The 24,810-nt window shown below is 69.7% G+C and carries 34 protein-coding genes; 6 read left to right on the forward strand and 28 right to left on the reverse strand.

The annotated features are described in order from the left end of the window. Window positions 1-2: 2 nt before the first annotated feature. Window positions 3-1,379 (reverse strand): family 4 glycosyl hydrolase, encoded by a 1,377-nt coding sequence (locus tag BCR15_RS00385; protein ID WP_068749457.1) that lies wholly within the window; start codon window positions 1,377-1,379, stop codon window positions 3-5. Further along, on the reverse strand, window positions 1,376-2,146 hold the full coding sequence (locus BCR15_RS00390; RefSeq protein ID WP_068749458.1) for a DeoR/GlpR family DNA-binding transcription regulator: 771 nt from the start codon (window positions 2,144-2,146) through the stop codon (window positions 1,376-1,378). Before BCR15_RS00390 ends, BCR15_RS00385 begins: the two co-directional genes overlap by 4 nt. A gap of 97 nt (window positions 2,147-2,243) precedes the next feature. Here BCR15_RS00390 and BCR15_RS00395 point away from each other — a divergent pair, with 97 nt between their 5' ends. From BCR15_RS00395 to BCR15_RS00410, 4 genes are read left to right on the forward strand one after another with little or no spacing between them, the layout of a single operon-like run. Continuing rightward, the gene (locus BCR15_RS00395) at window positions 2,244-3,611 is read left to right on the forward strand and encodes an extracellular solute-binding protein (RefSeq protein WP_068749459.1); all 1,368 of its coding nucleotides are present in this window, start codon (window positions 2,244-2,246) and stop codon (window positions 3,609-3,611) included. A 43-nt stretch (window positions 3,612-3,654) separates the two neighbouring features. Further along, on the forward strand, window positions 3,655-4,512 hold the full coding sequence (locus tag BCR15_RS00400; protein ID WP_068749460.1) for a carbohydrate ABC transporter permease: 858 nt from the start codon (window positions 3,655-3,657) through the stop codon (window positions 4,510-4,512). Then, on the forward strand, window positions 4,509-5,318 hold the full coding sequence (locus tag BCR15_RS00405; protein ID WP_068749461.1) for a carbohydrate ABC transporter permease: 810 nt from the start codon (window positions 4,509-4,511) through the stop codon (window positions 5,316-5,318). The genes BCR15_RS00400 and BCR15_RS00405 overlap by 4 nt, the downstream gene beginning before the upstream one ends. Next, window positions 5,315-6,457 carry a carbohydrate kinase family protein gene (locus tag BCR15_RS00410; RefSeq protein WP_068749462.1) on the forward strand — a complete coding sequence of 381 codons (1,143 nt, stop codon included), beginning with the start codon at window positions 5,315-5,317 and terminating at the stop codon, window positions 6,455-6,457. The genes BCR15_RS00405 and BCR15_RS00410 overlap by 4 nt, the downstream gene beginning before the upstream one ends. Before the next feature lies 1 nt (window position 6,458). On the opposite strand, the gene BCR15_RS00415 is transcribed toward BCR15_RS00410, so the two are convergent. From BCR15_RS00415 to BCR15_RS00490, 16 genes are all read right to left on the reverse strand, one after another. Further along, window positions 6,459-7,430: a neutral zinc metallopeptidase gene (locus BCR15_RS00415; protein ID WP_068749463.1), complete on the reverse strand. Its 972-nt coding sequence runs from the start codon at window positions 7,428-7,430 to the stop codon at window positions 6,459-6,461. A 32-nt stretch (window positions 7,431-7,462) separates the two neighbouring features. Beyond that, window positions 7,463-7,825 (reverse strand): DUF1707 SHOCT-like domain-containing protein, encoded by a 363-nt coding sequence (locus tag BCR15_RS00420; RefSeq protein WP_068749464.1) that lies wholly within the window; start codon window positions 7,823-7,825, stop codon window positions 7,463-7,465. Between the two features lie 35 nt (window positions 7,826-7,860). Beyond that, window positions 7,861-8,679, reverse strand: a complete 819-nt coding sequence (map, locus tag BCR15_RS00425; protein ID WP_078920181.1) for a type I methionyl aminopeptidase — start codon at window positions 8,677-8,679, stop codon at window positions 7,861-7,863. Continuing rightward, window positions 8,676-9,248, reverse strand: a complete 573-nt coding sequence (locus BCR15_RS00430; RefSeq protein WP_068749465.1) for an adenylate kinase — start codon at window positions 9,246-9,248, stop codon at window positions 8,676-8,678. Before BCR15_RS00430 ends, map begins: the two co-directional genes overlap by 4 nt. Continuing rightward, window positions 9,245-10,558: a preprotein translocase subunit SecY gene (secY, locus tag BCR15_RS00435; RefSeq protein WP_068749466.1), complete on the reverse strand. Its 1,314-nt coding sequence runs from the start codon at window positions 10,556-10,558 to the stop codon at window positions 9,245-9,247. Before secY ends, BCR15_RS00430 begins: the two co-directional genes overlap by 4 nt. A gap of 198 nt (window positions 10,559-10,756) precedes the next feature. Next, the gene (gene rplO / locus BCR15_RS00440; RefSeq protein ID WP_068749467.1) at window positions 10,757-11,197 is read right to left on the reverse strand and encodes a 50S ribosomal protein L15; all 441 of its coding nucleotides are present in this window, start codon (window positions 11,195-11,197) and stop codon (window positions 10,757-10,759) included. A gap of 1 nt (window position 11,198) precedes the next feature. Next, window positions 11,199-11,381 (reverse strand): 50S ribosomal protein L30, encoded by a 183-nt coding sequence (gene rpmD, locus BCR15_RS00445; RefSeq protein ID WP_068749468.1) that lies wholly within the window; start codon window positions 11,379-11,381, stop codon window positions 11,199-11,201. Beyond that, on the reverse strand, window positions 11,381-11,986 hold the full coding sequence (rpsE, locus tag BCR15_RS00450) for a 30S ribosomal protein S5 (RefSeq protein ID WP_068749469.1): 606 nt from the start codon (window positions 11,984-11,986) through the stop codon (window positions 11,381-11,383). The genes rpmD and rpsE overlap by 1 nt, the downstream gene beginning before the upstream one ends. 26 nt (window positions 11,987-12,012) lie before the next feature. Continuing rightward, on the reverse strand, window positions 12,013-12,396 hold the full coding sequence (gene rplR / locus BCR15_RS00455) for a 50S ribosomal protein L18 (protein WP_068749470.1): 384 nt from the start codon (window positions 12,394-12,396) through the stop codon (window positions 12,013-12,015). Between the two features lie 3 nt (window positions 12,397-12,399). Further along, the gene (gene rplF / locus BCR15_RS00460; protein ID WP_068749471.1) at window positions 12,400-12,942 is read right to left on the reverse strand and encodes a 50S ribosomal protein L6; all 543 of its coding nucleotides are present in this window, start codon (window positions 12,940-12,942) and stop codon (window positions 12,400-12,402) included. Between the two features lie 27 nt (window positions 12,943-12,969). Further along, complete coding sequence (gene rpsH / locus BCR15_RS00465) at window positions 12,970-13,374, reverse strand: 30S ribosomal protein S8 (RefSeq protein ID WP_068749472.1); 405 nt, start codon at window positions 13,372-13,374, stop codon at window positions 12,970-12,972. 82 nt (window positions 13,375-13,456) lie between these two features. Then, window positions 13,457-13,642: a type Z 30S ribosomal protein S14 gene (locus tag BCR15_RS00470; RefSeq protein WP_068749473.1), complete on the reverse strand. Its 186-nt coding sequence runs from the start codon at window positions 13,640-13,642 to the stop codon at window positions 13,457-13,459. A gap of 8 nt (window positions 13,643-13,650) precedes the next feature. Further along, the gene (rplE, locus tag BCR15_RS00475) at window positions 13,651-14,280 is read right to left on the reverse strand and encodes a 50S ribosomal protein L5 (RefSeq protein ID WP_068749474.1); all 630 of its coding nucleotides are present in this window, start codon (window positions 14,278-14,280) and stop codon (window positions 13,651-13,653) included. After that, window positions 14,280-14,651 (reverse strand): 50S ribosomal protein L24, encoded by a 372-nt coding sequence (rplX, locus tag BCR15_RS00480; RefSeq protein ID WP_068749475.1) that lies wholly within the window; start codon window positions 14,649-14,651, stop codon window positions 14,280-14,282. Before rplX ends, rplE begins: the two co-directional genes overlap by 1 nt. 1 nt (window position 14,652) lies before the next feature. After that, on the reverse strand, window positions 14,653-15,021 hold the full coding sequence (rplN, locus tag BCR15_RS00485) for a 50S ribosomal protein L14 (protein WP_068749476.1): 369 nt from the start codon (window positions 15,019-15,021) through the stop codon (window positions 14,653-14,655). Between the two features lie 195 nt (window positions 15,022-15,216). Further along, a complete protein-coding gene (locus tag BCR15_RS00490) occupies window positions 15,217-16,656 on the reverse strand; it encodes a DEAD/DEAH box helicase (protein WP_068749477.1) in 1,440 nt (479 codons plus the stop codon). 200 nt (window positions 16,657-16,856) lie between these two features. On the opposite strand from BCR15_RS00490, the gene BCR15_RS00495 reads away from it, so the two are divergent. Both BCR15_RS00495 and BCR15_RS00500 read left to right on the forward strand, forming a co-directional pair. Beyond that, window positions 16,857-17,624, forward strand: a complete 768-nt coding sequence (locus BCR15_RS00495; protein ID WP_068749478.1) for an NAD-dependent epimerase/dehydratase family protein — start codon at window positions 16,857-16,859, stop codon at window positions 17,622-17,624. A 118-nt stretch (window positions 17,625-17,742) separates the two neighbouring features. Next, a complete protein-coding gene (locus BCR15_RS00500; protein ID WP_068749479.1) occupies window positions 17,743-19,650 on the forward strand; it encodes a hypothetical protein in 1,908 nt (635 codons plus the stop codon). 77 nt (window positions 19,651-19,727) lie between these two features. Here BCR15_RS00500 and rpsQ read toward each other — a convergent pair whose 3' ends face one another. The 10 genes from rpsQ to rplC are packed head-to-tail and all read right to left on the reverse strand — an operon-like array spanning window position 19,728 to window position 24,808. Further along, window positions 19,728-20,000, reverse strand: a complete 273-nt coding sequence (rpsQ, locus tag BCR15_RS00505; protein WP_068749480.1) for a 30S ribosomal protein S17 — start codon at window positions 19,998-20,000, stop codon at window positions 19,728-19,730. A gap of 2 nt (window positions 20,001-20,002) precedes the next feature. Then, on the reverse strand, window positions 20,003-20,236 hold the full coding sequence (gene rpmC / locus BCR15_RS00510; protein WP_068749481.1) for a 50S ribosomal protein L29: 234 nt from the start codon (window positions 20,234-20,236) through the stop codon (window positions 20,003-20,005). Beyond that, window positions 20,236-20,655 carry a 50S ribosomal protein L16 gene (rplP, locus tag BCR15_RS00515; protein ID WP_068749482.1) on the reverse strand — a complete coding sequence of 140 codons (420 nt, stop codon included), beginning with the start codon at window positions 20,653-20,655 and terminating at the stop codon, window positions 20,236-20,238. Before rplP ends, rpmC begins: the two co-directional genes overlap by 1 nt. Window positions 20,656-20,657: 2 nt before the next feature. Then, window positions 20,658-21,470, reverse strand: a complete 813-nt coding sequence (gene rpsC, locus BCR15_RS00520) for a 30S ribosomal protein S3 (protein WP_068749483.1) — start codon at window positions 21,468-21,470, stop codon at window positions 20,658-20,660. A gap of 1 nt (window position 21,471) precedes the next feature. Then, complete coding sequence (rplV, locus tag BCR15_RS00525) at window positions 21,472-21,873, reverse strand: 50S ribosomal protein L22 (protein WP_068749484.1); 402 nt, start codon at window positions 21,871-21,873, stop codon at window positions 21,472-21,474. 27 nt (window positions 21,874-21,900) lie between these two features. Then, on the reverse strand, window positions 21,901-22,182 hold the full coding sequence (gene rpsS, locus BCR15_RS00530) for a 30S ribosomal protein S19 (protein WP_068749485.1): 282 nt from the start codon (window positions 22,180-22,182) through the stop codon (window positions 21,901-21,903). Window positions 22,183-22,200: 18 nt separating this feature from the next. Next, a complete protein-coding gene (gene rplB / locus BCR15_RS00535; protein WP_068749486.1) occupies window positions 22,201-23,037 on the reverse strand; it encodes a 50S ribosomal protein L2 in 837 nt (278 codons plus the stop codon). Window positions 23,038-23,070: 33 nt separating this feature from the next. Beyond that, on the reverse strand, window positions 23,071-23,382 hold the full coding sequence (gene rplW, locus BCR15_RS00540; protein ID WP_197971753.1) for a 50S ribosomal protein L23: 312 nt from the start codon (window positions 23,380-23,382) through the stop codon (window positions 23,071-23,073). Further along, the gene (gene rplD, locus BCR15_RS00545; RefSeq protein WP_068749487.1) at window positions 23,379-24,155 is read right to left on the reverse strand and encodes a 50S ribosomal protein L4; all 777 of its coding nucleotides are present in this window, start codon (window positions 24,153-24,155) and stop codon (window positions 23,379-23,381) included. The genes rplW and rplD overlap by 4 nt, the downstream gene beginning before the upstream one ends. Beyond that, window positions 24,152-24,808: a 50S ribosomal protein L3 gene (gene rplC / locus BCR15_RS00550; protein ID WP_068749488.1), complete on the reverse strand. Its 657-nt coding sequence runs from the start codon at window positions 24,806-24,808 to the stop codon at window positions 24,152-24,154. Before rplC ends, rplD begins: the two co-directional genes overlap by 4 nt. Window positions 24,809-24,810 lie beyond the last annotated feature (2 nt).

Consider the following 24,810-nt stretch of genomic DNA (forward strand, 5'->3'; position numbering starts at 1 on the left):
CCTCAGCGCAGCAGTCGGTCGATGGCCGGGTGCGCCGCGGCATAGCCGTCCACCAGCTGCCGGCCCAGACGCGGCGACGACACCAGGGGGTGGATGGAGAACCCCTCCCAGGCGCGCTCCCGGCTACCGGTGAGCGCCGCCTGGGCGATGGCCCGCTCGGAGGCGCGCACGGCCGTCATCTGAGCCAGCTGCGGCAGGGTGACGGGCGCGACCGGCTGCGGGTGCACTCCGTCGCCGTCGACGACGCAGCCGACCTCGACCACCAGGTCATCGGGCAGTTCCGGGATGATTCGCCCGCCGGGGGCGCCGTTGCCGACATCGAGGATCATGCGCTCGGGCTCCCCGGTGGCGAGGGCCGTCATGAGGCGCAGCGCCACCTCCTGGTATCCCCCGCCGGCCACGTCCTCCTCACGCCGCTCCTCAGCCCCGCCGCGGGCCTCCGCCATGTAGGTGGCCTCGCGCTCGTGGAGAGCGGCCCGCCACGAGTCGAGGGGCGAGGCGCAGCACGCTGCGTCGTCGTAGAAGCGGCCCTGTTGGGCGTGCAGGAACTGGCCACGGGTCTGGGCCGCCGCGCTGATGGCCGCGATCGCCTCGTCGGTCTTCCAGTAGTAGTAGAGGTACTCGTTGGGGAGGGCTCCGACTGCTCGCACCCAGTCCTCGCCGATGAGGCGAGCCTCCTCGATGTGGTCGAGCAGGTCGTCCGAGGCGAGGATCTCCGGCAGGCGGTCCACGCCGTCGACCGTCACCGAGCGCAGCCAGCCGAGGTGGTTGAGGCCGACGTAGTCGTAGGCCACGCGGTCCCGGTCGTGTTCGAGTGAGACGCCGAGCAGGCGCGACACGCGACGGACGAGCCCGATGGGGGTGTCGCAGATGCCGACCACCCGGTCCCCCAGCACGCCGCGCATCACCTCGGTGACGATGCCGGCGGGGTTGGTGAAGTTGATGGTCCAGGCCTCGGGCGCGACATCGGCGATCGTCTCGGCCACCTGGCGCATCACCGGGATGGTGCGCAGGGCGTAGGCCAGGCCGCCGGGGCCGATGGTCTCCTGGCCGAGGAGGCCGAGGTCGAGCGCGACCCTCTCGTCCGCGATGCGCCCCTCCGCTCCACCGACGCGGACGGCGGCGAAAACGAAGTGCGCCCCGCGCAGCGCGTCGCGCAGGTCCGTGGTGACGCGCACGGCCGGCGGGCGGTCCAGCTGCCGGGAGCGCTCGGCGATGACGCGCGCGATGGCGTCGAGCCGCTCGGGCGACGCGTCGTGCAACACGATCTCCCGGATGTCGACGGCGGGCCGCCCGGCCGCGGCGAGCGCGTTGGTGGCGACGGCGTCGTAGACGAGCGGGACGCGGAATCCACCGCCGCCGAGGATGACGAGTTTCATGCGATGACGACCTCCAGGTCGGAGTCCGGGGACAGTGCCAGGTCAGTGGGCAGGGGGGCCCGGTCCGTGACCAGGCCGGCGAAGGCGGACACCGGGGCGACCTCGAGGAACCCGATGCCGGGGAACTTCGCGTGGTCCGCGAGCAGCCAGGCGCGCGTCGCGATGTCGATCATGGCGCGCTTGACGGGCACCTCGCTCGGCGTGGAGTCCAGGACCGCGCCGTCGTGGCGCACACCCGAGGCGCCGAGGAAGGCGATGTCGACGCGGACCTGCCGGAGACAGGACTCGGTGAGGACGCCGACCAGCGACTCGTAGTTCGGGCGCAGCACGCCACCCATGACGACCAGGTCGATCCGCGGCGCGGCCGCGAGCGCACGGACGACGGCCAGTGAGGCGGTGACGACGGTGATGTCGCGGTCGCGGAGATGCTCGCACATGGCGAAGACCGTGGTCCCGATGTCGAGGGCCACCACGTCGCCGTCGCGGACGAGGGACGCCGCCCGCCGACCGATGGCCCGCTTCTCGACGGTCTCCTGCTCGGCCACGACGGCGAAGGCCGCCGCGTCGGCCTCCGGCCTGATGTGGTGGCGCGGCGCGCGGGCGCCGCCGCGCACCCGGTCGAGTTGGCCGCGCTCGGCCAGCTGATCCAGATCGCGCCGCGCGGTCGCCTGCGACACGCCGAAGTGCCGGGCGGCCTCCTGCACCGACAGCGCCCCGCGACGGCGGACGAGGTCCGCCATCTGCTGGTGCCGCACGTCGGTCAACATGTCGCTCCCCCTTGCTAGGACACAAAATGTACTCGACACCGATCAAGTCCATGCATGTCGTGGCAGAATCGCGCATATCGATGTCCGAGGAGGGACCATGAAGCTTCACCCGATCACCCGTCGTCGCCTGCTGCTCGGCGCCGGCCTGGCCGGGGCCGCCGTCGTCTCGGCGTGCGCCCCGGGCGAGTCGGTCCCCAGCGCCTCCGGCAGCGCCACCGGCGCGGCGCCCGAGGTCACCGACCCGGCCGAGCTCGGCGACGTCGAGCTGGTCGTCTGGGACCAGGAGGTGCGCGGGAGCCAGAACGACGCCCTCGTCGCACTGATCGCCGCCTTCGAGGAGAAGTACCCCAACATCACGGTGAACCGGACGAGCCAGTCGTTCGACGACCTCAAGGCTCAGGTGTCGCTGGCACTCAGCGGCAACGACGTCCCGGACGTGGTGCAGGTCAACAACGCTCGCGGTGACATGGGGCAGTTCGTCAAGGCCGGTCAGCTCGTGGATCTCACCCCCTACGCCGCCCAGTACGGCTGGGAGGACCGCTTCCCGGCGTCGGTGCTGAGCAAGGTCCGCTACTCGGGCGACGCGACCACGTTCGGCGAGGGCAACCTCTACGGACTGCCGCAGACGGGCGAGATCGTGGGGCTGTTCTACTCCCAGAAGAAGCTCGACGCGCTCGGCGCCGAAGCGCCCGCGACGTGGGAGGACTACCTGGCGCTGCTCGACGAGGCCAAGGCCGCCGGCGAGCAGCCGATGGTGCTCGGCAACATCGAGAAATGGCCGGCGCTTCACGTCTTCGGGCCGCTGCAGGCGCACTACGTCGAGCCGGAGACCATCGTGCAGCTCGGAATGGGCAACGCGGGCGCCACCTGGACCGATGAGGCGAACGTGGCCGCCATGGAGCAGTTCGCCACGTGGGGCACCGAGGGCTACTTCGGCACCTCCCCCAACGGACTCGACTACGACCCGGCGTGGACGGAGTTCACGCAGGGCACCGGCGTCTTCCTGCCGGGCGGCTCCTGGCTGGCCACCGACATGGAGGCCGTGATGGGCGAGGACCTGCGCTTCATGCCCCCTCCCCCGGCCGTCGACGGGAAGCTCGCCACCACCGGCGGCACCGGCATCCCCTTCTCGATCCCCGCCAAGGCCAAGAACGTCGCGGCCGCTGCGGCCTACATCGACTTCATCACCAGCGAGGAGGCGATGCAGATCATCGCCGACAACGGCGGCATGCCCGTGCTGCGGACCGCGGAACTCGCGCCCGAGTCCGGGGTGCAGAAGGACATCTACGAGGCGTTCGACACCGTCTCGCAGGAAGGCACGCTGTTGCCCTACCTCGACTACGCGACACCGACGTTCAGCGACACCGCCGGCACCGGCCTGCAGGAGGTGCTGGGCGGCCAGAAGTCCGCCCAGGACGTCCTGGCGGACTTCGAGGCCGACTACCAGGCGTTCGTCGGTGGCTGACGCCAGGAGGCGGGTTAGGCCGTCGGCCGTCATCCACCGCCGGATGACGCCGTACCTCTACGTCCTGCCCGCGTTCCTGGTCTACGGACTCTTCCTGTTGTATCCCCTGATCCGGGCCGGTCAGTTCTCGCTCTATGACTGGCCCGGCTTCGGGCCCTCCGAGTTCGTCGGGCCCGGTAACTACGTCGATCTGCTCGGAGACCGGCGCTTCCGCGACGCCGTCGGCCACGCGCTGACGCTGATCGTCTTCTACTCGATCCTGCCGCTCGTCGTCGGGCTGGTACTGGCGGCCATCCTGCGCCGCGGTCGCGTCCGTGGCCTCGGCTTCTTCCGCGTCGTGATCTTCATGCCGCAGGTGATCGCCCTGGTGGTCGTCGCCGTCGCGTGGCACCAGATCTACTCTCCGACGGGCCTGCTCAACGACGTGCTGCGAGCACTCGGGCTCGGTGAACTGGCCCGCGGCTGGCTGGGGGATCCGAACCTCGCCCTGCCCGCCGTCGGCATGATCGGCTTCTGGCTCTCGACCGGCCTCGTCATGCTGCTCCTCCTCGCCGGGATGGGCAGGATCCCCAACGACCTCTACGAGGCGGCGCGGCTCGACGGCGCCGGGCCGGTGCGCGAGTTCTTCGCCATCAGCCTGCCGAGCGTCAAGGCGGAGATCACCACAGCCCTGGTGCTCACGATCATCGCGGCGCTGAAGACGTTCGACCTCGTCTACGTCACGACGTCGGGCGGCCCGGGAACCGCCACGACGGTGCCCTCGTATGAGGTGTACAACCGGGCGTTCAACCTCAAGGAGGTCGGCTCGGCGTCGGCCGTCGCGATCGTCCTGACGGTGCTCGTGTTCGGCATCAACGTGGTCATCTCGCGCATCGGCGAGGAGCGGGTGGTCGGGCGATGAGGGTCGGCACGGGCGAGAAGGTCCTCAACTACGTCATCCTGGTGCTGTTCGCGGCCTACGCGCTGTTCCCCATCCTGACGATCGCGCTCACCGCCCTGGGGCCCCAGAACGGCGTGACGGAGCCGGGGCCCCACTGGACCAACATCGCCGACGCGTGGCGGATCGGCGATTTCGGGGCGGCCCTCACCCGGTCGCTCCTTGTCGCAGCCCTGGTCGTCACCGTGGCGCTGACGCTGTCGATCCTGGCGGGCTACGCGTTCGGGACCATGCGCTTCCCGGGGTCGACCGTCCTGTTCTACCTGTTCCTGCTCGGGCTCATGGTGCCCGCCGAGGCCATCGTCATCCCGCTGTTCTTCGACCTGCGGACGCTGGGCCTGACCGACACCATCTGGGCGGTGGCGTTCCCGCAGATCGCCCAGTCCGTGGCCTTCGGGACGTTCTGGATGCGCGCCCAGTTCCGGGCGCTGCCCCCCAACCTCGTCGAGGCGGCTGCCATCGACGGCGCCGGCGGGATGCGGACGCTGTGGCGCGTGGTCGTCCCGCCGTCGCTGCCGTCGATCGCGACCGTGGCCGTGCTGATGTTCATGTGGACGTGGAACGAGTTCCTCATCCCGCTGATCATGAGCCCCGGCGCCCAGTGGCGCACCGCCCCGCTCGGGCTGGCCATCTTCAAGGGGCAGTACACCGCCGACAACGCGCTGATCGCGGCCGCGGGCGTCATCATCGCCGCGCCCATCATCGTCGTCTTCCTGCTGCTCCAGCGCTACTTCATCACCGGCATGCTGGAAGGGGCGGCCCAGGAATGACTGACCACGACCACACGCACGACGAGGTCCCCGTCTGCGCCGAGTGCTCCCCGTGGGACCCGCTCGAGGCTCAGCGCTCGGCCGGGGATCCGCCGCTGGACGTCCTCACCACGGGCACCATCTTCTTCGACCTGATCTTCACCGGCCTCCCCCGCCTCCCGCTGCCCGGCGAGGAGCTGTACAGCGCCGGCATGGGGTCCTGCCCGGGCGGGATCGCCAACCTGGCGACCGCCACCGCCCGGCTCGGGCTGCGCACCGGCCTGGTGGCGGGGTTCGGGGACGACACGTACGCCGACTGGATGTGGGACACCCTGAGCGGGCAGGAGCGGATCGATCTCAGCGCCTCGCGGCGGTTCCCCAACTTCCACTCCGCGCTGACGGTGTCGATGGCCTACGCCGACGACCGCAGCATGGTCACGCACATGCATCCGCTCCCCGAGTCCCTGGAACCTGCGCTCCTGGCCGCGCCCGCCGCCCGCGCGGTGGCCGTCGACCTCAAGGAGGGCGGGTCCTGGTGGCACACCCTCAAGGAGCGCGGGTCGCTGGTCTTCGCCGACGTGGGCTTCGACGACACGGGGGTGTGGGACCAGGCGGTGCTGCGACTGCTCGACGACTGCCACGCCTTCACCCCCAACGCCGTCGAGGCGATGCACTACACGCGCACTGACCGGCCCACCGACGCGGTTCGGCGCCTCGCCGAGCGGGTCCCGCTGGCCGTCGTCACCGACGGGGTCCACGGGTCGTTCGCCATCGACCAGGCGACGGGCGAGGAGGCGTACTGCCCGGCGGTCGCCGTTGACGCCATCGATCCCACCGGCGCCGGAGACGTCTTCGCCGCCTCGATCATCCTGGGGACCCTGGCCGGATGGCCCCTGGAACACCGTCTGCGGTTCGCCAGCCTGAGCTCGTCACTGGCGGTGCGTCAGTTCGGCGGGTCGCTCGCCGCACCCGGCTGGGGCGACATCACCGACTGGTGGCGCCTCACCTCGGCCCGGGCCACGGGCGGCGACCTCAAGGCCGCCTACCTCCTGCGCGACTACGGCTTCCTGGCCGAGCTCCTGCCCGACCACCCGGTGCAGGGAGTGCGTCGGGCCCGGGGCACGTTCGCGCTCGCGTCCGACGCGGGGGCCCGCCACTGATTCAGTCGACCGCGTCGGCCGCCACCACCCACGTGTTGCAGTCACCCAGCGTCTCCGCATAGAGGCCGCGAGTGCCCCAATAGCGGATCGACTCCCGGGACCCGTGCACGCCGTCGACGAGCATGGTGTCCAGGCGCGCCATCCAGGAGGCCAGCGCGGCGTCGTCGAAGGCCAGCGCGGTGTTGTGCATGGTCATGGTGGCCGCCCAGCAGGTCGCCTGCAGCTCGGCCCGCCGCTCCAGTTCTGCGCTGTGCGGAGACTGCAGCTTCGCCGCCGTCACGCCGGACAGATGCTGCAGGTGGTGCCCGTACTCGTGGTTGACCATCTCGTTGACCGACAGGACCCAGGCGGTGGCCATCGCGTAGTGCCCGTCGCCGAAGTAGACGTGGCCGGACCCGGAGGCGCAGTAGAACGCCGGCGCCTCGAGGTAGCCGCAATCGCTGTCGGTGCCCTCCCCCGCGAAGAACTCGAGCGCCGGTTGGTCCGCCGGCCAGCCCAGCTGGGCGAACACGGGGGCCCACGACGCGTGGACACAGGTCCACTGCTGCGCGACGGCGAGCCGCCACTGCTCCTCCCCCACGGGTGCGGTGGGCGTCGGGCAGCCCTCCAGCGCGACGGGGCTCAGGGCGTCGAGTGCCGTGCTCTGCGCCCCGTACAGCGGGGAGGCCGGATCGGCCGGCGGTAGCGGAGCCCAGGTCCGCTCCGGGAGCCGCCACTCGTCCGGCCCTGGCGCGGGGCTGACGCTGGGCGACGCGGACGGTGTCGCGGAGGGCGGCCGTGCCGGCTCGGCCGCCTGGCGAGGGCTGCCGGTGACCACCGACCAGCCGACGACGGCCAGGGCGGCCACCACCGTCAGCGAGACCGCCGCGGCCCCGACCCGGATCGCCACCGGCGGCGCGGCAGTGACCGGCTCCGCGGCGTGCCGGGGCACCGCCGCGTCATCGGCGGGGCCCGGGGTCGCCTGCCACATCATCGGTCGCCTCATCGTCAGCCGGTGGAGCCGGCTCAGAGGAACAGCAGGACGACGAGCAGCAGCAGGACCGCGGTCAGGGTGACCCCGACCACGCCCGCGCCGATGGCCAACGGCACAAGGTCCCGCGTCGTCGTCACATTGCCGGCGGGGGGACCGCTCTGCTCGACGATCGCGGGCACGGACGTGGCGGCCGCGGGCAGCCGCTCGACCACGGGCACGAGATCGCCGAGGGTCCGCGCGTCGTAGACGACATCCATGGCGTGCGCGTACTCGTCGTGGGTGATCCGGCCGTCGGCGAAGGCGCCGTTCAGCCGGGAGGTGATGGACTCGCGCTCGACCTCGTCGACGGGGTCACCCGCGCGCTGGAGGTACTTCGAGGACGGAGGAAGCGCCATGGCACCCAGCATACGGCCGGCCGCAACCGGCGCGCTCAGTCCGCGAGTGGATCGAAGCGGTCGCCGAGCGACGCCTCGCCGCCGTCAGGCTCCGTGAGCACCCACAGACCGCGTTCGGTGATGGCGACGGTGTTCTCCCAGTGCGCCCCGCGGGAGCCGTCCCGACTGATCACGGTCCAGCCGTCGTCGAGTTCGAGGGTCTGGTGCAGGCCCCGGGTGAGCATCGGCTCGATGGCCAACGCCATGCCGACCGTGAGCCGGGGCGTGGGTCGGCGCCGGTGCCAGTTCGGCACATCGGGCTCCATGTGCATCTCGGAGCCGATCCCGTGACCGGTGTACTCCTTGAGCGTGCCGTAGCGGCGCGGCAGCGACTTGACGTGCTCCTCGATGGCCCGCGACACGTCGCCGACCCGGCCCTCCGGCCGCATCGCCAAGGCGCCCGCCCACATGGCGTCGCGCGTGGCATCGATGAGCGCGAGGTCCGCCTCGTCGGGCGTACCCACGATGATCGTCCGGGCGGCGTCGCCGTGCCAGCCCTCGACGATGGCGCCGAAATCGATGGACACCACGTCGCCGTCACGGAGGACCCGCTCCCCCGGGACGCCGTGGACGAGCTCCTCGTTGACGGAGATGCACGCCACGCCGGGGAAGCCGTTGCCCCAGTCCTCGCCGTAGTTGAGGAACGAGGAGATGGCCCCATTGCGGGCGAGGACCTCGCGGCCGACGGCGTCGAGCTCGCCGGTGGTCACGCCGACCGCCGCCGCCCCGCACATCGCCGCTAGGCCCTCCGCCACCACCAGGCCGGCCCGGCGCATGAGGAGCAACTGCTCCGCGGTCTTGACCTCGATCGTCACGCGGTGTGCGCGTCCACGAGCTGGAACATGCGCTCGCGGACCTCGTCCACGGAGCCGGTGCCCTCCACGTCCACCAGGAGACCCTTGTTCTCGTAGTGGAAGAGCAGGGGCGCCGTCTGGCCGGCGTAGACCTCCATGCGGCGGCGGATGGTGTCCGAGTTGTCGTCGGCCCGGCCCTCCTTCGCGGCACGGGCGAGCAACCGCTCGACGAGGGCCTCCGGCTCGACGTGCAGCGAGACCACGGCGTCGAGCTGCTGGCCGCGCTCGGCCAGGTAACGGTCGAGGAAGTGCACCTGGTGCATCGTGCGCGGGAACCCGTCGAGCAGGAAGCCCGGCTCGCAGTCCGGCTCCGCCAGGCGGGACGCCACGATCTCCTCGGTCACGTCGTCGGGGACGTATTCCCCGGCGTCGATGATCGCCTTGACCTTGACGCCGAGGGGTGTCTGGTTCTTGATGTGGTAACGGAAGATGTCGCCGGTCGAGATCGCAGGAACGCCGTACCGCTCGGCCAGCGCAGTCGCCTGCGTGCCCTTGCCCGCGCCCGGCGCCCCCATGATCAGCAGCCTCATCGCAGGAATCCTTCATAGTTGCGCTGCTGCAGCTGGCTCTCGATCTTCTTGACCGTATCCAGCGCGACGCCGACGATGATGAGGATCGAGGTCCCGCCGAAGGGGAAGTTCTGCTGGGCACCGACCGCCATGAACGCGATCGTCGGGATCAGCGCGATGGTCGCCAGGTACAGCGAGCCCGGCGCCGTCAGCCGCGACAGCACATACGCCAGGTACCGCTCGGTCGGCTTGCCGGCGCGGATGCCCGGGATGAAGCCGCCGTACTTCTTCATGTTGTCCGAGACCTCTTCGGGGTTGAAGGTGATCGAGACGTAGAAGTAGCAGAAGGCGATGATCAGGACGAACTGCGTGAGGTTGTAGACCCACGAGTAGGAGCCCTGCCCGGTGAAGTTCTGCTGGATCCACAGCGACACCGCACCGTCCGGCCGGAACGTCGAGTACAGCACCGGCAGGTAGAGGATCGACGAGGCGAAGATGACGGGGATGACGCCGGACTGGTTGACCTTGAGCGGGATGTAGGTCGTGGAACCGCCGACGAGGCGGCGCCCGACCATGCGCTTGGCGTACTGGACCGGGATGCGGCGCTGCCCCTGCTCGACCCAGATGATGCCGAGCATGACCAGCAGGCCGATGCCGATGACCAGGAAGAACAGGACCCAGCCCGTCACGCCCTGGTGGCTCTGCTTGATGGACCACAGGCCCGAGGGGAAGCTGGCGGCGATCTGGGTGAAGATGAGGATCGACATGCCGTTGCCGATGCCGCGCTCGGTGATGAGCTCGCCCATCCACATGATGATGCCGGTGCCGGCCGTCATGACGAGCACCATGGTGATGAGCGGCAGCAGCTCATCGGAGTAGAGGATGCCGTCGCAGCCCTGGAACAGCTGCCCGGTGCGGGCCAGGGTCACGAACGCGGTGGCGTTGAGGACAGCGAGGACCAGCGTCAGGTAGCGGGTGTACTCGGTGATCTTCTGCTGCCCGGTGCCGCCCTCCTTCTTGAGGGCCTCCAGGCGCGGGATGACGACCGTCAGCAGCTGCAGGATGATCGACGCCGTGATGTAGGGCATGATGCCCAGCGCGAAGATCGTCAGCTGCAGCAGCGCACCGCCCGAGAACAGGTTGATCATCGAGTACAGGCCGGCCGCGTCGCCCTGCTGCGCCAACGCCAGACACTGGTCGATGCGCGAGATGTTCACGTTCGGCGAGGGGACCGTCGATCCCAGACGGAACACGACGATGATGCCCAGCGTGAAGAGGATCTTCCGGCGAAGATCCGGGGTCTTCAGCGCGTTAGCCAAGGCGGAGAGCATCCGACCTACTTTCGATCTCGAGAGGAACACAGCCGACGGGCGCCCCACAGGGCACACGGCAACCAGGGCAGCCTACCAAGCGCGCGCACCGGCGCCCAAACAGCCGCGCGTACGGCTCGCGTGGCCGCAACGACGCCGAGGGGGTGGGCCCGGATGATCCGGACCCACCCCCTCGGTGAGTAGTGCGTGTGCGGCTCGTCAGAGCTGCTTGGCGGAACCGCCCGCGGCCTCAAGCTTCGCCTTGGCGGAGCCGGAGAACGAGTGTGCGGCCACGTCGAGCTTGACGTCGACGTCGCCGTTGCCGAGCACCTTGACCAGCTGGCCGGAGCGCACGGCCCCAGCCTCGACGAGCTCAGCCACGCCGACCGTCCCGCCCTGCGGGAACAGCTCGGCGATGCGGCCCACGTTGACGACCTGGAACTCGACGCGGAACGGGTTCTTGAACCCCTTCAGCTTCGGCAGGCGCATGTGGATCGGCATCTGGCCGCCCTCGAAGTTCTGCGGCACGTTCTTACGCGCGCCGGTGCCCTTCGTACCGCGACCCGCGGTCTTGCCCTTGGAGCCCTCACCGCGACCGACGCGGGTCTTCTCCGTCTTCGCGCCCGGAGCGGGACGCAGGTGATGCAGCTTCAGCGACATCTCACTTCACCTCTTCCACGGTAACGAGGTGGGCGACGGCGCGGATCATGCCGCGGACCTCGGGGGTGTCCTCACGGACGACCGAGGAGCGGATCTTGCCGAGGCCGAGCGTCCGCAGCGTGTCCCGCTGGTTCTGCTTGCCACCCACCCCAGACTTTGCCTGGGTGATCTTCAGATTCGACATCAGTGCGTCACCTCTTCCTTCGCGGCTCGCAGGAGCGCCGCCGGGGCGACGTCCTCAACCGGGAGGCCGCGACGCTTGGCGACGGACTCCGGCATTTCGAGCTGCTTGAGCGCATCGACGGTGGCGTGCACCACGTTGATGGCGTTGGACGAGCCGAGCGACTTGGCGAGCACGTCGTGCACGCCGGCGCACTCGAGCACCGCGCGAGCCGAACCACCGGCGATGACACCGGTACCCGGGGACGCCGGGCGCAGCATGACCACGCCGGCGGCCTTCTCGCCCTGCACGGGGTGCGGGATGGTCCGCTGGATCAGCGGCACGCGGAAGAAGTGCTTCTTGGCCTCCTCCACACCCTTGGCGATGGCGGCCGGCACCTCCTTCGCCTTGCCGTAGCCCACGCCGACCATGCCCTCGCCGTCGCCGACGACGACCAGCGCGGTGAAGCTGAAGCGACGACCGCCCTGGACCACCTTGGCGACGCGGTTGATCGTCACCACGCGCTCGAGGTACTTGCTTTCTTCCTTGGGAGCCTGGCCACGACGATCATCACGGCCACGACGCTCACCGGTCGCGCCGCCACCGCGGCGCTGCTGGGTCTCACTCATCGTGAAAAACCTTTCCTTTCGTCGTGTTAGAAGCCGAGCCCGGCCTCGCGGGCGGCATCGGCCAGGGCCGCGATCCGCCCGTGGTACTTGTTGCCCGCACGGTCGAAGACGACCTGCTCGACACCGGCGGCCTTGGCGCGCTCGGCGATCAGGGCGCCGACCTTGCGCGCCTTGTCCGACTTGTCCGCCTCGAAAGCGCGCAGGTCGGCTTCCATCGTGGAGGCGGACGCCAGGGTACGACCCTGGACGTCGTCGATCACCTGCACGAAGAGGTGCCGCGTGGACCGCGTGACGACCAGGCGGGGGCGCTCGGCCGTCCCGTTGATCTTCTTGCGGGCACGCAGCTGCCGACGGGCGCGGGACGCCGCCTTGGGGGCCAGCGTCTTGGAGTTGCTGAGCGAGATGGCCATGTCTTACTTACCAGCCTTTCCAGCCTTGCGGCGGACGTGCTCGCCCGCGTAGCGGACGCCCTTGCCCTTGTAGGGCTCAGGCTTGCGGAGCTTGCGGATGTTCGCCGCAGTCTCACCGACGAGCTGCTTGTCGATGCCCTCCACGCTGAAGCGCGTGGGGGTCTCGACGGTGAACGTGATGCCCTCGGGGGCGTCGATGACCACCGGGTGCGAGAAGCCGAGCGCGAACTCGAGCTGCTGCGGGCCCTTGGCGATCACGCGGTAACCGACGCCGACGATCTCGAGCTTCTTGACGTAGCCCTCGGTCACCCCGACGATCATGTTGTTGACCAGCGTGCGGGTGAGCCCGTGCAGCGAGCGGCTCTCGCGCTCGTCGTTCGGGCGGCTGACCTCGAGCTGGCCTGCCTCGTTCTTCTCGATCGAGATGGGTTCGGCCACGGTGAGCGTCAGTGAGCCCTTGGGGCCCTTGACATCGACCTTGCGGCCATCGAGGGCCACGTCGACACCGGACGGGATGGCGATGGGGAGCCTGCCAATACGCGACATTTCTGTTTCTCCTTACCTATCGCCCGGTCACCAGACGTAGGCGAGTACTTCGCCGCCCACGGACTTGGCCTTGGCTTCACGGTCGGTCAACAGGCCGTGCGACGTCGAGATGATGGCGATACCCAGACCGCCGAGCACCTTCGGCAGTTCGGTGGCCTTCGCGTAGACGCGCAGACCGGGCTTGCTCACTCGACGCAGGCCGGCGATGGACCGCTCACGCGAGTCGCCGTACTTGAGGGTGACCTTGAGGACCTTGCCCACCTGCCCCTCGACCTCGGTCTGCTCGTAGTTGGCGATGTAACCGTTGGCCTTGAGGATCTCGGCGATTCCCACCTTGATCTTCGACGACGGCATGGTCGTCGACTCCTGGTACGCCTGGTTGGCGTTACGCAGACGCGTCAGCATGTCTGCGATCGGATCAGTCATCGTCATGACTTGTTGCCTCTTTCTCGCGCCGGTTTCCTGGAGTCCAGGACCTCGCGCAACTGGAAATTCGTGGGTGTGCTGGAGCCGGTCACCAGGACGACTTGGTCACGCCGGGCAGTTCGCCGGCATGGGCCATCTCGCGCAGGCAGATACGGCAGAGTCCGAACTTGCGGTAGACCGAATGCGGTCGGCCGCACTTCTGGCAGCGGGTGTAGGCACGCACACCGAACTTCGGCTTGCGGGCCTGCTTGACCTTGAGTGCTGTCTTCGCCATGGGTCAGCTCACTTCTTCTTCTTGCCGTAGAACGCGGGACCGCGCTTCGACTTCTGCTTCTTCGGGTCGTCGACCGCCTTGAACGGGAAGCCCAGGTGCTTGAGCAGCGCGCGGCCTTCCTCATCGTTGGTGGCGGACGTCACGAAGGTGATGTCCATGCCACGGACACGGTCGATCCTGTCCTGGTCGATCTCGAGGAACATGACCTGCTCGTTGAGACCGAAGGTGTAGTTGCCCTGGCCGTCGAACTGGCGGCCGTTGAGGCCACGGAAGTCACGGATACGGGGCAGCGCCAGCGTCAGCAGCCGGTCGGCGAACTCCCACATACGGTCACCGCGGAGGGTGACGTGGCAGCCGATGGGCTGACCCTCACGCAGCTTGAACTGCGCGATGGACTTGCGGGCCTTGGTCACCGACGGCTTCTGGCCGGTGATGGCGGTGAGGTCCTTGACGGCGCCCTCGATGATCTTCGAGTCGCGCGCGGCCTCGCCGACGCCCATGTTGACCACGATCTTGACCAGACCGGGGATCTGCATGACGTTGTCGTACTGGAACTCCTCCTGGAGCGCCGGGACGATGGTCTCGCGGTACTTCGCCTTGAGCCGGGGCATCGTGGCGGTAGTGGCGGTGGCGGTCATCAGATCTCCTCACCGGTCTTGCGGGCGATACGCACGGAGCGCTCGGCCTTGTACTCGGAGCCGTCGGGACGACGCTTGGTGACCTCGACACGCTTGTGGCCGACGCGGGTCAGGACGTCCTTGCCGTCGACCTTGACCACGAGCTGCACGTTCGAGGCGTGGATCGGGGCCTCGACGGTGATGACGCCGCCCTCGACGCGACGGCCGTTGGCGGTCTGCGACTCGCGGCGGTGCCGCTTGACGAGGTTGACGCCCTGCACGGTCACGCGGTTGTTCGCGGGGTCGACGGCGATCACCTCAGCGACGGTGCCCTTGTCCTTGCCCGAGATGACCTTGACGCGGTCACCCTTCTTGACGTGGAGCGATGCCATTTCAGATCACCTCCGGTGCGAGCGAGACGATGCGCATGAACTTCTTCTCACGCAGCTCGCGGGCCACCGGGCCGAAGATGCGGGTGCCGCGGGGCTCCCCGTCGTTCTTCAGGATGACGGCGGCATTCTCGTCGAACTTGATGTAGGAGCCGTCGGCGCGGCGACGCTCCTTGACGGTGCGGACGACGACGGCCTTGACCACGTCGCCCTTCTTGACGTTGCCGCCAGGGATCGCGTCCTTGACGGTGGCGACGATGGTGTCGCCGAGGTAGGCGTAGCGGCGCTTGGAGCCACCGAGCACACGGATGCAGAGGATTTCCTTCGCACCAGTGTTGTCGGCGACCTTCAGTCGCGACTCCTGCTGGATCATTACTTCTCCTTGTCCCACCGGTTCCCGCACACGACAGGCCTTGCGAAACTAGAAACGAACCCCCTGGATTTTGCCAGGAGGCAACTCCCAGCTCGAGAGAGAGGGAGCCACACGGACCCGGGAAAGGTCCCCTCGAAAGGGCACAGACCCAGGGCAACCTTCCAAAGTCTAGCCCGTCGCCCGTGTGGGACGAAATCAGCCCCGACGGCGGCCTCGACCGGTGGCCGCGGAGAACGCGGCGGCCCCACCGCTGGAGGCCTGACCGGCCCCGGCCCGTGCTCCGGAGCGGGCTCCGGCCGGCCGCTGGGGGCGCCCGGGACGGCCGTCCGCCGCGGGGCGCGCGGCGTTGCCGCGGGAGGGCTGTGCGCGCTCGGCGGACCGGTCGCGGCCACCGCCGCCGGCCCCGCGCCGACGACCGCCGCCGCCCTGGGGCTGCTGCGGCTCCTCCTTGACGATGCCGCCGGGGAAGGACCGCTCGCCCGGGGCGATCTCGCGCAGGACCGGGTGCCGCTCGTCGACGCGGGTGACGGTGGGCTTGACGCCGGCCTTGCGGGTGAGGTCGCGGACGTCGTTGCGCTGGGCGTCGAGCATGAGCGTGACGACCGTGCCCTCGGCGCCGGCGCGGGCCGTGCGGCCGGAACGGTGGGTGTACGCCTTGTGCTCGACCGGCGGGTCGGCGTGGATGACCAGGCCCACGTCGTCGACGTGGATGCCGCGGGCGGCGACGTCGGTCGCGACGAGCGTCTGGGCGGTGCCTGCGTGGAACGCGGCCATCGAGCGCTCCCGCGCGTTCTGGCTCATATTGCCCTGCAGCTCGACGGCCGGGATCCCGGCGGCGTTGAGCTGGCGCGCGATCTTCTTGGCCCGGTGCTTCGTGCGGGTGAACACGACGCTGCGACCCGGCGCGGCGGCGAGGTCGATCAGGACGTCGAGGTGCCGATCGTCGGCGACGTGCAGGACGTGGTGGTGCATGGTGCTGACGACCGCCTCGGGCGAGTCGGCCTCGTGCACGACCGGGTCATGCATGAACTGGTCGACGAGGACGCCGACCGCCTTGTCGAGCGTCGCCGAGAAGAGCATGCGCTGGCCCTGCTTCGGGGTCTGCGACAGGAGGCGCCGCACCGAGGGGAGGAAGCCGAGGTCGGCCATGTGGTCGGCCTCGTCCAGGATAGTGACCTCGACCCCGGCCATGGACACTGCGCCCTGGGCGATGAGGTCCTCGAGACGGCCCGGGCAGGCCACGACCACGTCGACGCCGCGCGCGAGGGCGGCGACCTGCTGCTTCTGGTTGACGCCGCCGAAGACGGTGCGCGACGTCAGGCCGGCGGAGGCGGCCAGCGGCGCCAGGGCCTCGTCGATCTGCAGGGCGAGCTCGCGGGTCGGAGCGAGGATCAGCGCGCGGGGGCGCTTCGGGGTGCGACGCGTGCCGGCGGAGGCCAGGCGGGCCACCAGCGGCAACAGGAACGCGTAGGTCTTGCCCGAGCCGGTGCGCCCGCGGCCGAGCACGTCACGGCCCGCCAGCGAGTCCGGCAGCGTCGCGGCCTGGATGGGCGTCGGGATGGTGATGTCGCGCTGGGCCAGAACGGCGCACAGGTCGGCGGGCACGCCGAGCGTGCCGAAAGATGTGGTGGTCACGAAGAAAGTACTCCCAGGTGGGGGTGATGCAGCGGTTCTGCCCGGCGCGGAGGGTGTGTCCGACTCCGCAGCGCGATGGCATCGGGGCGATGAAAAATCGAGGAACTCGGTGCAGAACAGGCCGAGCACTGCTGCGGAGTCTACCGCAGCGATGCCACGATCCCCGCATCGTGGCGCGGCGCCGCTGGCAGGATGGGACAATGACTAGGCGAAAGATCCTCATCACCGGGGCCACCGGCGGCATCGGCGCGTTGCTCGCCCGTCGGCTCCGCGACGACTACGACCTCGTGCTCCAGGGCCGCCATCCTGACGAGGACGACCCCTCCGGCATCCGCATCGCGGACCTCACCGATTACGCCGACACGCTCGCGCTCATGCAGGGCGTCGACACGGTGGTCCACATGGCCGGCTCCGCGTCACCGGAGTCGAGCTGGGACGACGTCCTGAGCGCCAACATCATCGGCATGCGCAACGCGCTGGAGGCCGCCCGCGAAGCCGGGGTCCGTCGCTTCGTCTTCGCGTCCTCCAACCACGCGATGGGCATGTACGACCGGGACGAGCAGTGGCCGGTCTACCCGCACATGCTGCCGCGGCCGGACTCCCTGTACGGAGTGTCGAAGGTGTTCGGCGAGGCCCTGGGGCGCTTCTACCACGACGAGCACGGGATCGACTTCATCGCCCTGCGCATCGGGTGGAGCACCAAGGACACGCACGACACGGACCTGGACCTGCTGCGCGCCATGTGGTTGAGCGAGGACGACACCGTCCAGGTCGTGCGCTGTGCCATCGAGGCGGAGGCGCGCTTCGGGCTCTACTACGCCGTCTCCGACAACCCGAACCGGCGGTGGGATCTCACCAACACCATGCTGGAGCTCGGCTACCGGCCCCAGGACTCCTGGACCGACCACTCGCGGGCCGAGGAGGACACGGACCAGCCCACTCCGGACAGCTGGCCCCAGGACTCCTGAGCGCGGGCGCGCGATCCAGCGGGGAGCGGTTGTCCACAGCTCCCGATCCCGACGGTGAATGCGGGCCTTCAGCGCCCAGTGTGGAGGCGACCCACCGTCGACCCGAGAAAGCTGGATCATGCGTCGTCTCCTCGCCCTCACCCTGGCGCTCGCCGGGCTCATCGTCGTCCTCGCCGGGGCCGTACCGGCCAGGGCGCGCCCGCAGGACGGGCCGCTGGAGCAGGCCGGCCACCTCGTCGTGATGCCCGGCACCGGCCGGGACTGGTACGGCGCCTACCACGTGGGCGGACGAACGGCGTACTGCGCGGACCTGATGTCGGCACCGCCCCGGCAGGCCACCGCGTGGCGCGAGGCCCCCTCAGGCGCGCCCCTTATCCGGCAGTCGGGCTTGGCTCGCCAGTCCGCACTCCCCCATGGACGCGGCGGCGCTCCCGTTCCCGCACGGGGCATGGCCGAACTGGCATGGGCGCTGACCGTGACGGGCGAGTCCCCCGGGGCGGACACCGGCGTTGCCGTCGAACACTTCGTGCGCCTGCGCACCGTCGGTGACGAGCCGCAACGGCGGCGCGAGGCGGCCCGGTGGGCCGCGGTCGTGGCGGCGCACCCGGCGACGCGACAGGCATTCGCCGCCCTCGACGCGGACGCTCGGCGATTCGCCGGTCCCTACCGGATCGACCTCGCCTGGCTGCGCCGGCCCACTCTCGAGGATCCGTCGGGCGAGGTGGAGGTGACCGTGCGATCCGCGGCGGGACACGGGGTCCCCGAGGTCACCGTCGACGTCCAGGCGGACGGATCGATGTCCGTGCGGGGCCGGAGGAGCACGACGGGGGCCGACGGGACGCTGCGCGTCCAGGTCAGGCTGGCGGCGCCCGGCGCGTCGCCGGCGTCCGGGACCCTCACCGTGACCGCGGCCGGGCTGCCGGGCGCGCGCCCGCGGGTGTTCGTCCCCACGCCCGCCACGGTCCAACGTCTTCTCGCCGCCCCTGCCCCGGTGTCGGTCAGCGCGACGGTGTCCGCCACCCTCGAGCCGCGCTTCTCCCCCACCGTGACCACGCGGACGCGGGATCCCCTGGCGCTCGCCGGCGAGCCGGCTGTCGACATCATCACGGTGACCGGGGGCCGGCCGGGGGCCGAGTTCCGCGGGGACAGCACGCTGTACGGGCCGTTCGCGACTCTCGACGCTCTCAGCGCGGCATCTGCCGAGGACGCCCCCGTCGTCGGCCGTGCCGCGTTCCGCGGTCGGTATGACGCCCACGGCAGGGCCGCGGTGTCCACTGATGACGGGCTCACCTATCCGGGCCCCGGCTACTACACGTGGGTCGAGACCCTGGAGGAGGCCCGGTTCGTGGCCCCTCCGCCGCCTCCGGAGTGGCCGCAACTCGCGGAGACGAGCCTGGCGCTGGCCCCGTCGGTCAGCACGCACCTGAGTGCCACCAACACGGATGGCGGGGCCGTGCTGTCCGACTCCCTGCGCGTGACCGGTGTCCCCGGGCTGGAGGTGCCCGGCGGGGGCCGGCTCTCGATCGTCGCCCAGGGCAGGCTGCTCGGGCCCCTCGCGCCGCGCGACGGCTCCGCGGAGTCGAAGTGCGACGGGCTGGACTGGTCCCGTGCGCCGGTCGCGGCCCGCTACGCCGATCTCGATCTCACCGGGGGTCGGGCCGCCGACGCGCTCGCGGCCGAGGGGCTTGCAGCGGCGGCCACGACGCTCCCGGGCTGCTACACCGCGGACGCGGTGGTCAGCATCAGCCACGGCAGCCGCCCGCCGGTGATCCTGACGCACGAGCCCGGCCACCCTTCCCAGACCGTGCTGGTCCACGCCCCGGAGCCGTCGCCCGAGCCGTCGCCCTCCCCCGAGGCCACGCCCTCCCCTGAGGCCACGCCGTCGCCCAGTCCGACGCCTGAGCCGACACCGCCGGCCGCGCCGACCCCGACCCCCACCGCGGTCCCACCCGCCCCTCACTCCCGGCCGACGGCGTCGGTCCGGATCTCCCAGACCACGCCCGGATTGCCGTCGACCGGGGCCTGAGGGTTACCCACACACAACGACTGCGGCCCGCTCCCCAGGGGGAACGGGCCGCAGTCAGGTGTCGGCGGTCGCGCAGATTACTTGGCGCGCTCGACGATCTCGATGAGGCGCCAGCGCTTCTGCGCCGACAGCGGGCGGGTCTCCATGACGCGAACGCGGTCGCCGATGCCGGCGTCGTTGTTCTCGTCATGCGCCTTGAGCCGCGACGACTTGGTCATGACCTTGCCGTACAGCGGGTGCTTCACGCGGTCCTCCACGAGGACGACGATCGTCTTGTCCATCTTGTCGGACACGACGACGCCCTGCAGCACCTTGCGGGCGCTGCGCTGGATGGTGGTGTCTTCGCTCATGGTCACTTCTCCTCAACAACCGGCTCGTCGACGATGCCGAGGTTACGCTCCTGCAGCACGGTGTAGATCCGCGCGATGTCCTTGCGGACGTTGCGCAGCCGGGCGCTCGACTCCAGCTGGCCGGTGGCAGCCTGGAAACGAAGACCGAACAGCTCCTCCTTCAGCTCAACGACCTTGGCGTTGAGCTGGTCACGCGACAGACCACGCAGGTCATGTGCGGTGAGAGTCTTACTCATCAGTTTTCACCTGCTTCGCGCTTGATGAAGCGTGCCTTGAAGGGCAGCTTGTGGATGGCCAGACGCATCGCCTCACGAGCCACGTCCTCCGGGACACCGGAGAGCTCGAACAGCACGCGGCCGGGCTTGATGTTGGCGATCCACCACTCGGGGGAACCCTTACCGGAACCCATGCGGGTTTCGGCCGGCTTCTTGGTGAGCGGACGGTCGGGGTAGATGTTGATCCACACCTTGCCGCCACGCTTGATGTGACGGGTCATGGCGATACGAGCGGCCTCGATCTGACGGTTGGTCATGTACGAGGACTCGAGCGCCTGAATGCCGTAGTCGCCGAAGGCCAGCTTGGTGCCGCCCTTGGCCGCGCCATCCCGACCGGGGTGGTGCTGCTTACGGAACTTCACTCGACGAGGAATCAGCATGCTCAGGCTCCTGCGTTCTCAGTTGCGGGCGCAGCCGGGGCCTCGACCTGGGCTGCGTCGGCGCGACGGCGGCCGCCGCGCTCGGGACGGTCACCGCGGCCCTCGCCGCGGGCGGGACGACGACCGGGACGCTGGCGAGCACCCGGAGCCGACGCGCGGGCGGCCTTCTGGGCCGCGCGCTCCGCACGGGTACCGGCGACGTCACCCTTGTAGATCCACACCTTGACGCCGATGCGGCCGAACGTGGTGCGGGCCTCGTAGAAGCCGTAGTCGATGTCGGCGCGGAGGGTGTGCAGCGGCACGCGGCCGTCGCGGTAGCCCTCGGAGCGCGACATCTCGGCGCCACCGAGACGACCGGAGCACTTGATGCGGATGCCCTTGGCGCCCGCACGCATGGCGGTCTGCTGGGCCTTGCGCATGGCGCGACGGAAGGCGACACGGGCGCCCAGCTGCTCGGCGATGCCCTGGGCCACGAGCTGCGCATCGGTCTCGGGGTTCTTGACCTCGAGGATGTTCAGCTGGACCTGCTTGCCGGTGAGCTTCTCCAGCTCGGAGCGGACGCGCTCCGCCTCGGCGCCGTTACGGCCGATGACGATGCCCGGACGCGCCGCGTGCAGGAAGATGGTCACGCGCTCGGAGCGACGCTCGATCTCGATCGACGAGATGCCGGCGCGCTCGAGGGTCTTGGTGAGGTACTCACGAATCTTGACGTCCTCACCGACGAGCTCCGAGTACTGCTTGTCGCTGTACCAACGGGTCTTGTGGTCGGTGGTGATGCCGAGACGGAAGCCGTTCGGGTTGATCTTCTGGCCCATGTCAGGCTCCCTTCGTCTCGCGGGGTTCGACGACCACGGTGATGTGGGCACCGCGCTTGAGGATGCGGCTGGCCGATCCCTTGGCGCGAGGGCGGATCCGCCGGAGGGTGACACCCTCGTCGACGAACGCCTTGGAGATGTAGAGGTCGTCGGACCGGAGGGCCTCGGTGTTCTCGGCGTTGGCCACGGCCGAAGCCACAACCTTGTACACCGGCTCCGAAGCGGCCTGCGGCGCGAACTTCAGCGCGACCAGGGCGTCAGCGACGCCCATTCCGCGCACAAGGTCGACGACGCGACGGACCTTGGTCGGGCTCATCCGGACGTGCCGCGCGATGGCGTACGAGCCAGGACGATCCCCGAGCAGGGTCTCGCGACGACGGCTGTTGCCGTTCTCGTTGCTCATAGTTGAATCAATTCCTTATCTCGCGCCTCAGCGGCGACGGGCCTTCTTGTCTTCCTTCACGTGCCCCTTGAAGGTGCGCGTGGGAGCGAACTCGCCCAGCTTGTGTCCGATCATCGCCTCGGTGACGAACACCGGGACGTGCTTGCGGCCGTCGTGCACCGCGATCGTGTGCCCGAGCATGTCGGGGACGATCATCGAGCGGCGCGACCAGGTCTTGATGACGTTCTTGGTGCCCTTCTCGTTCTGAACGTCCACCTTCTTCTGCAGGTGGTCGTCGACGAAGGGGCCCTTCTTCAGGCTGCGTGGCATTGTTCCTCAGGCTCCCTATCAGCGCTTCTTGCCGGTCTTGCGACGGCGGACGATCAGGCGGTTGCTCGCCTTGTTCTTGTCGCGGGTGCGGCCCTCGGGCTTGCCCCACGGCGACACGGGGTGACGGCCACCCGACGTGCGACCCTCGCCACCACCGTGCGGGTGGTCGACGGGGTTCATCACGACACCGCGGACGGTCGGGCGGATGCCCTTCCACCGGTTGCGGCCGGCCTTGCCCCAGTTGATGTTCGACTGCTCGGCGTTGCCGACGGTGCCGATCGTCGCGCGGCACCGCACGTCGACCATGCGCATTTCGCCCGAGGGCATGCGCAGGGTGGCGTACTTGCCCTCGCGGGCGACGAGCTGGATCGCCGCGCCGGCCGAGCGGCCGAGCTTGGCGCCGCCACCGGGCCGAAGCTCCACCGCGTGCACGGTGGTGCCGACGGGGATCTGACGCAGCTCGAGGTTGTTGCCCGGCTTGATGTCCGAGCCCTCGCCCGAGGACACCACGGTGCCCTGCGCCAGGCCGTTGGGGGCGATGATGTAGCGCTTCTCGCCGTCGAAGTAGTGCAGCAACGCGATGCGGGCGGTGCGGTTGGGGTCGTACTCGATGTGAGCGACCTTGGCCGGCACGCCGTCCTTGTCGTAGCGCTTGAAGTCGATGATGCGGTACGCCTGCTTGTGACCGCCGCCGATGTGGCGGGTGGTGATGCGGCCGGTGTTGTTCCGGCCACCCGTCTTCGGCTTGGGCGCGAGCAGGGACTTCTCCGGCGTCGAGCGCGTGAGTTCAACGAAGTCGGACACGCTGGAGCCGCGGCGGCCCGGCGTGGTCGGCTTGTACTTACGGATACCCATGAGTGTTCGTTCCTTCTCTCAGCGGCTCGCCGGTCAGTCGACCGGGCCTCCGAAGATGTCGATGCGCTGGCCCTCTGCGACGGTCACGATCGCGCGCTTGGTGGCGACGGTCTTGCCGTAGCCGTACCGGGTGCGGCGACGCTTGCCCGGACGGTTGAGGGTGTTCACGGAGGTGACCTTGACGTCGAAGATCGTCTCGATGGCGATCTTGATCTCGGTCTTGTTCGCGTGCGGGGCGACGACGAAGGTGTACTTGCCGTCATCGAGAAGGTTGTAGCTCTTCTCGCTCACCACCGGGCGCAGGATGATGTCGCGGTGGTCGCGGATCTTCAGCGCTTGCGTCACTTGTCCGTCTCCTCAGTCTTCTTGGCGGCCTTGGCCTTGGGGGCCTTGGCGGGGGCCTCGTCCGTCTGCTCGACGGTCTCGGTGGCGGTCGCCTCGGCGGCGGCCTCAGACTCGGTGGCGACGGCCGTGGCCGACGCGCGGCCGGGGCCGGCCACGAAGGCCGCGAGGGCTGCGGAGGTGAAGACCACCTTGTCGTTGACCAGCACGTCGTACGTGTTGAGCTGGTCGACGGCGAGCGCGTGCACCGTCGGAACGTTGCGCAGGCTGAGCCACGCGACGTCCTCGAAGCGGTCGAGCACGACGAGCACCTTGCTCAGGTCACCCGCGACCGCGGTCAGCGCCGCGATGGCCGACTTGGTCGACGGCTTCTCGCCGGCAACGAGCTCGGAGATCACGTGCACGTGTCCGTCGCGGGCCCGGTCCGAGAGCGCCCCGCGCAGAGCGGCGGCGATCATCTTCTTGGGGGTGCGCTGCGAGTAATCACGCGGGGTCGGGCCGTGAACGACGCCACCGCCGGTCCACTGCGGGGCGCGACGCGAACCCTGACGGGCGCGGCCGGTGCCCTTCTGGCGCCACGGCTTGATGCCACCGCCGCGGACCTCGCCGCGGGTCTTGGTGGAGTGCGTGCCCTGACGGGCGGCCGCGAGCTGCGCCACGACGACCTGGTGGATCAGGGGGATGTTGGTCTGCGCGTCGAACAGCTCCGCGGGCAGATCGGCCTTGCCGGCCTTCTTGCCCTTGGCGTCGACGACGTCAACGGTCAGATCGCTCATGAGACAACACCCTTCTTGGCTGCGCTTCGGACGACGACGAGGGAGCCCTTGTTGCCCGGGATGGCCCCACGGACCAGCAGCAGGCCACGCTCCGCGTCGACGGCGTGAATCTTCAGGTTCTGGACGGTGACCTTCTCGTTACCCATCCGGCCCGCCATGCGGAGGCCCTTGAAGACCTTGCCGGGGGTGGAGCAGCCGCCGATGGAACCGGGGGCGCGGTGCTTGCGGTGCACACCGTGCGAGGCCTTGAGGCCGTGGAAGCCGTGGCGCTTCATGACGCCCGCGGTGCCCTTGCCCTTGGTGGTGCCGGTCACGTCGACGATCTCGCCATCGGCGAAGACCTCGGCGCTCAGCTCCTGCCCGAGGGTGAACTCGGCGGCGTCCGCGGTGCGCAACTCAACGAGGTGCTTGCGGGGGGTGACGTCGGCCTTGGCGAAGTGCCCGGCCTCCGGCTTGGTGACCTTCTTCGCCTTGACGGCGCCGAAGCCGAGCTGCACGGCGGAGTAGCCGTCGGTCTCGGGGGTGCGGACCTGGGTCACGACGCACGGGCCGGCCTGGATCACGGTCACGGGGACGACCTTGTTGTTCTCGTCCCAGAGCTGGGTCATGCCGAGCTTGGTGCCCAGGATGCCCTTCACGATTCGTTCACTCATCT

It is taken from the genome of Tessaracoccus lapidicaptus, assembly GCF_001693815.1.
In the GTDB taxonomy this organism is placed as follows: domain Bacteria; phylum Actinomycetota; class Actinomycetes; order Propionibacteriales; family Propionibacteriaceae; genus Arachnia; species Arachnia lapidicapta.

Bases quoted from the DNA above. Each gene is read 5' to 3' on its own strand.
- BCR15_RS00385 (WP_068749457.1), bottom strand. From the start codon at position 1,379: ATGAAACTCGTCATCCTCGGCGGCGGTGGATTCCGCGTCCCGCTCGTC.
- BCR15_RS00390 (WP_068749458.1), bottom strand. From the start codon at position 2,146: ATGTTGACCGACGTGCGGCACCAGCAGATGGCGGACCTCGTCCGCCGT.
- BCR15_RS00395 (WP_068749459.1), top strand. From the start codon at position 2,244: ATGAAGCTTCACCCGATCACCCGTCGTCGCCTGCTGCTCGGCGCCGGC.
- BCR15_RS00400 (WP_068749460.1), top strand. From the start codon at position 3,655: ATGACGCCGTACCTCTACGTCCTGCCCGCGTTCCTGGTCTACGGACTC.
- BCR15_RS00405 (WP_068749461.1), top strand. From the start codon at position 4,509: ATGAGGGTCGGCACGGGCGAGAAGGTCCTCAACTACGTCATCCTGGTG.
- BCR15_RS00410 (WP_068749462.1), top strand. From the start codon at position 5,315: ATGACTGACCACGACCACACGCACGACGAGGTCCCCGTCTGCGCCGAG.
- BCR15_RS00415 (WP_068749463.1), bottom strand. From the start codon at position 7,430: ATGATGTGGCAGGCGACCCCGGGCCCCGCCGATGACGCGGCGGTGCCC.
- BCR15_RS00420 (WP_068749464.1), bottom strand. From the start codon at position 7,825: ATGGCGCTTCCTCCGTCCTCGAAGTACCTCCAGCGCGCGGGTGACCCC.
- BCR15_RS00430 (WP_068749465.1), bottom strand. From the start codon at position 9,248: ATGAGGCTGCTGATCATGGGGGCGCCGGGCGCGGGCAAGGGCACGCAG.
- secY (WP_068749466.1), bottom strand. From the start codon at position 10,558: ATGCTCTCCGCCTTGGCTAACGCGCTGAAGACCCCGGATCTTCGCCGG.
- rplO (WP_068749467.1), bottom strand. From the start codon at position 11,197: ATGTCGCTGAAGCTGCATCACCTGCGTCCCGCTCCGGGCGCGAAGACG.
- rpmD (WP_068749468.1), bottom strand. From the start codon at position 11,381: ATGTCGAATCTGAAGATCACCCAGGCAAAGTCTGGGGTGGGTGGCAAG.
- rpsE (WP_068749469.1), bottom strand. From the start codon at position 11,986: ATGAGTGAGACCCAGCAGCGCCGCGGTGGCGGCGCGACCGGTGAGCGT.
- rplR (WP_068749470.1), bottom strand. From the start codon at position 12,396: ATGGCCATCTCGCTCAGCAACTCCAAGACGCTGGCCCCCAAGGCGGCG.
- rplF (WP_068749471.1), bottom strand. From the start codon at position 12,942: ATGTCGCGTATTGGCAGGCTCCCCATCGCCATCCCGTCCGGTGTCGAC.
- rpsH (WP_068749472.1), bottom strand. From the start codon at position 13,374: ATGACGATGACTGATCCGATCGCAGACATGCTGACGCGTCTGCGTAAC.
- BCR15_RS00470 (WP_068749473.1), bottom strand. From the start codon at position 13,642: ATGGCGAAGACAGCACTCAAGGTCAAGCAGGCCCGCAAGCCGAAGTTC.
- rplE (WP_068749474.1), bottom strand. From the start codon at position 14,280: ATGACCGCCACCGCCACTACCGCCACGATGCCCCGGCTCAAGGCGAAG.
- rplX (WP_068749475.1), bottom strand. From the start codon at position 14,651: ATGGCATCGCTCCACGTCAAGAAGGGTGACCGCGTCAAGGTCATCTCG.
- rplN (WP_068749476.1), bottom strand. From the start codon at position 15,021: ATGATCCAGCAGGAGTCGCGACTGAAGGTCGCCGACAACACTGGTGCG.
- BCR15_RS00495 (WP_068749478.1), top strand. From the start codon at position 16,857: ATGACTAGGCGAAAGATCCTCATCACCGGGGCCACCGGCGGCATCGGC.
- BCR15_RS00500 (WP_068749479.1), top strand. From the start codon at position 17,743: ATGCGTCGTCTCCTCGCCCTCACCCTGGCGCTCGCCGGGCTCATCGTC.
- rpsQ (WP_068749480.1), bottom strand. From the start codon at position 20,000: ATGAGCGAAGACACCACCATCCAGCGCAGCGCCCGCAAGGTGCTGCAG.
- rpmC (WP_068749481.1), bottom strand. From the start codon at position 20,236: ATGAGTAAGACTCTCACCGCACATGACCTGCGTGGTCTGTCGCGTGAC.
- rplP (WP_068749482.1), bottom strand. From the start codon at position 20,655: ATGCTGATTCCTCGTCGAGTGAAGTTCCGTAAGCAGCACCACCCCGGT.
- rpsC (WP_068749483.1), bottom strand. From the start codon at position 21,470: ATGGGCCAGAAGATCAACCCGAACGGCTTCCGTCTCGGCATCACCACC.
- rplV (WP_068749484.1), bottom strand. From the start codon at position 21,873: ATGAGCAACGAGAACGGCAACAGCCGTCGTCGCGAGACCCTGCTCGGG.
- rpsS (WP_068749485.1), bottom strand. From the start codon at position 22,182: ATGCCACGCAGCCTGAAGAAGGGCCCCTTCGTCGACGACCACCTGCAG.
- rplB (WP_068749486.1), bottom strand. From the start codon at position 23,037: ATGGGTATCCGTAAGTACAAGCCGACCACGCCGGGCCGCCGCGGCTCC.
- rplD (WP_068749487.1), bottom strand. From the start codon at position 24,155: ATGAGCGATCTGACCGTTGACGTCGTCGACGCCAAGGGCAAGAAGGCC.
- rplC (WP_068749488.1), bottom strand. From the start codon at position 24,808: ATGAGTGAACGAATCGTGAAGGGCATCCTGGGCACCAAGCTCGGCATG.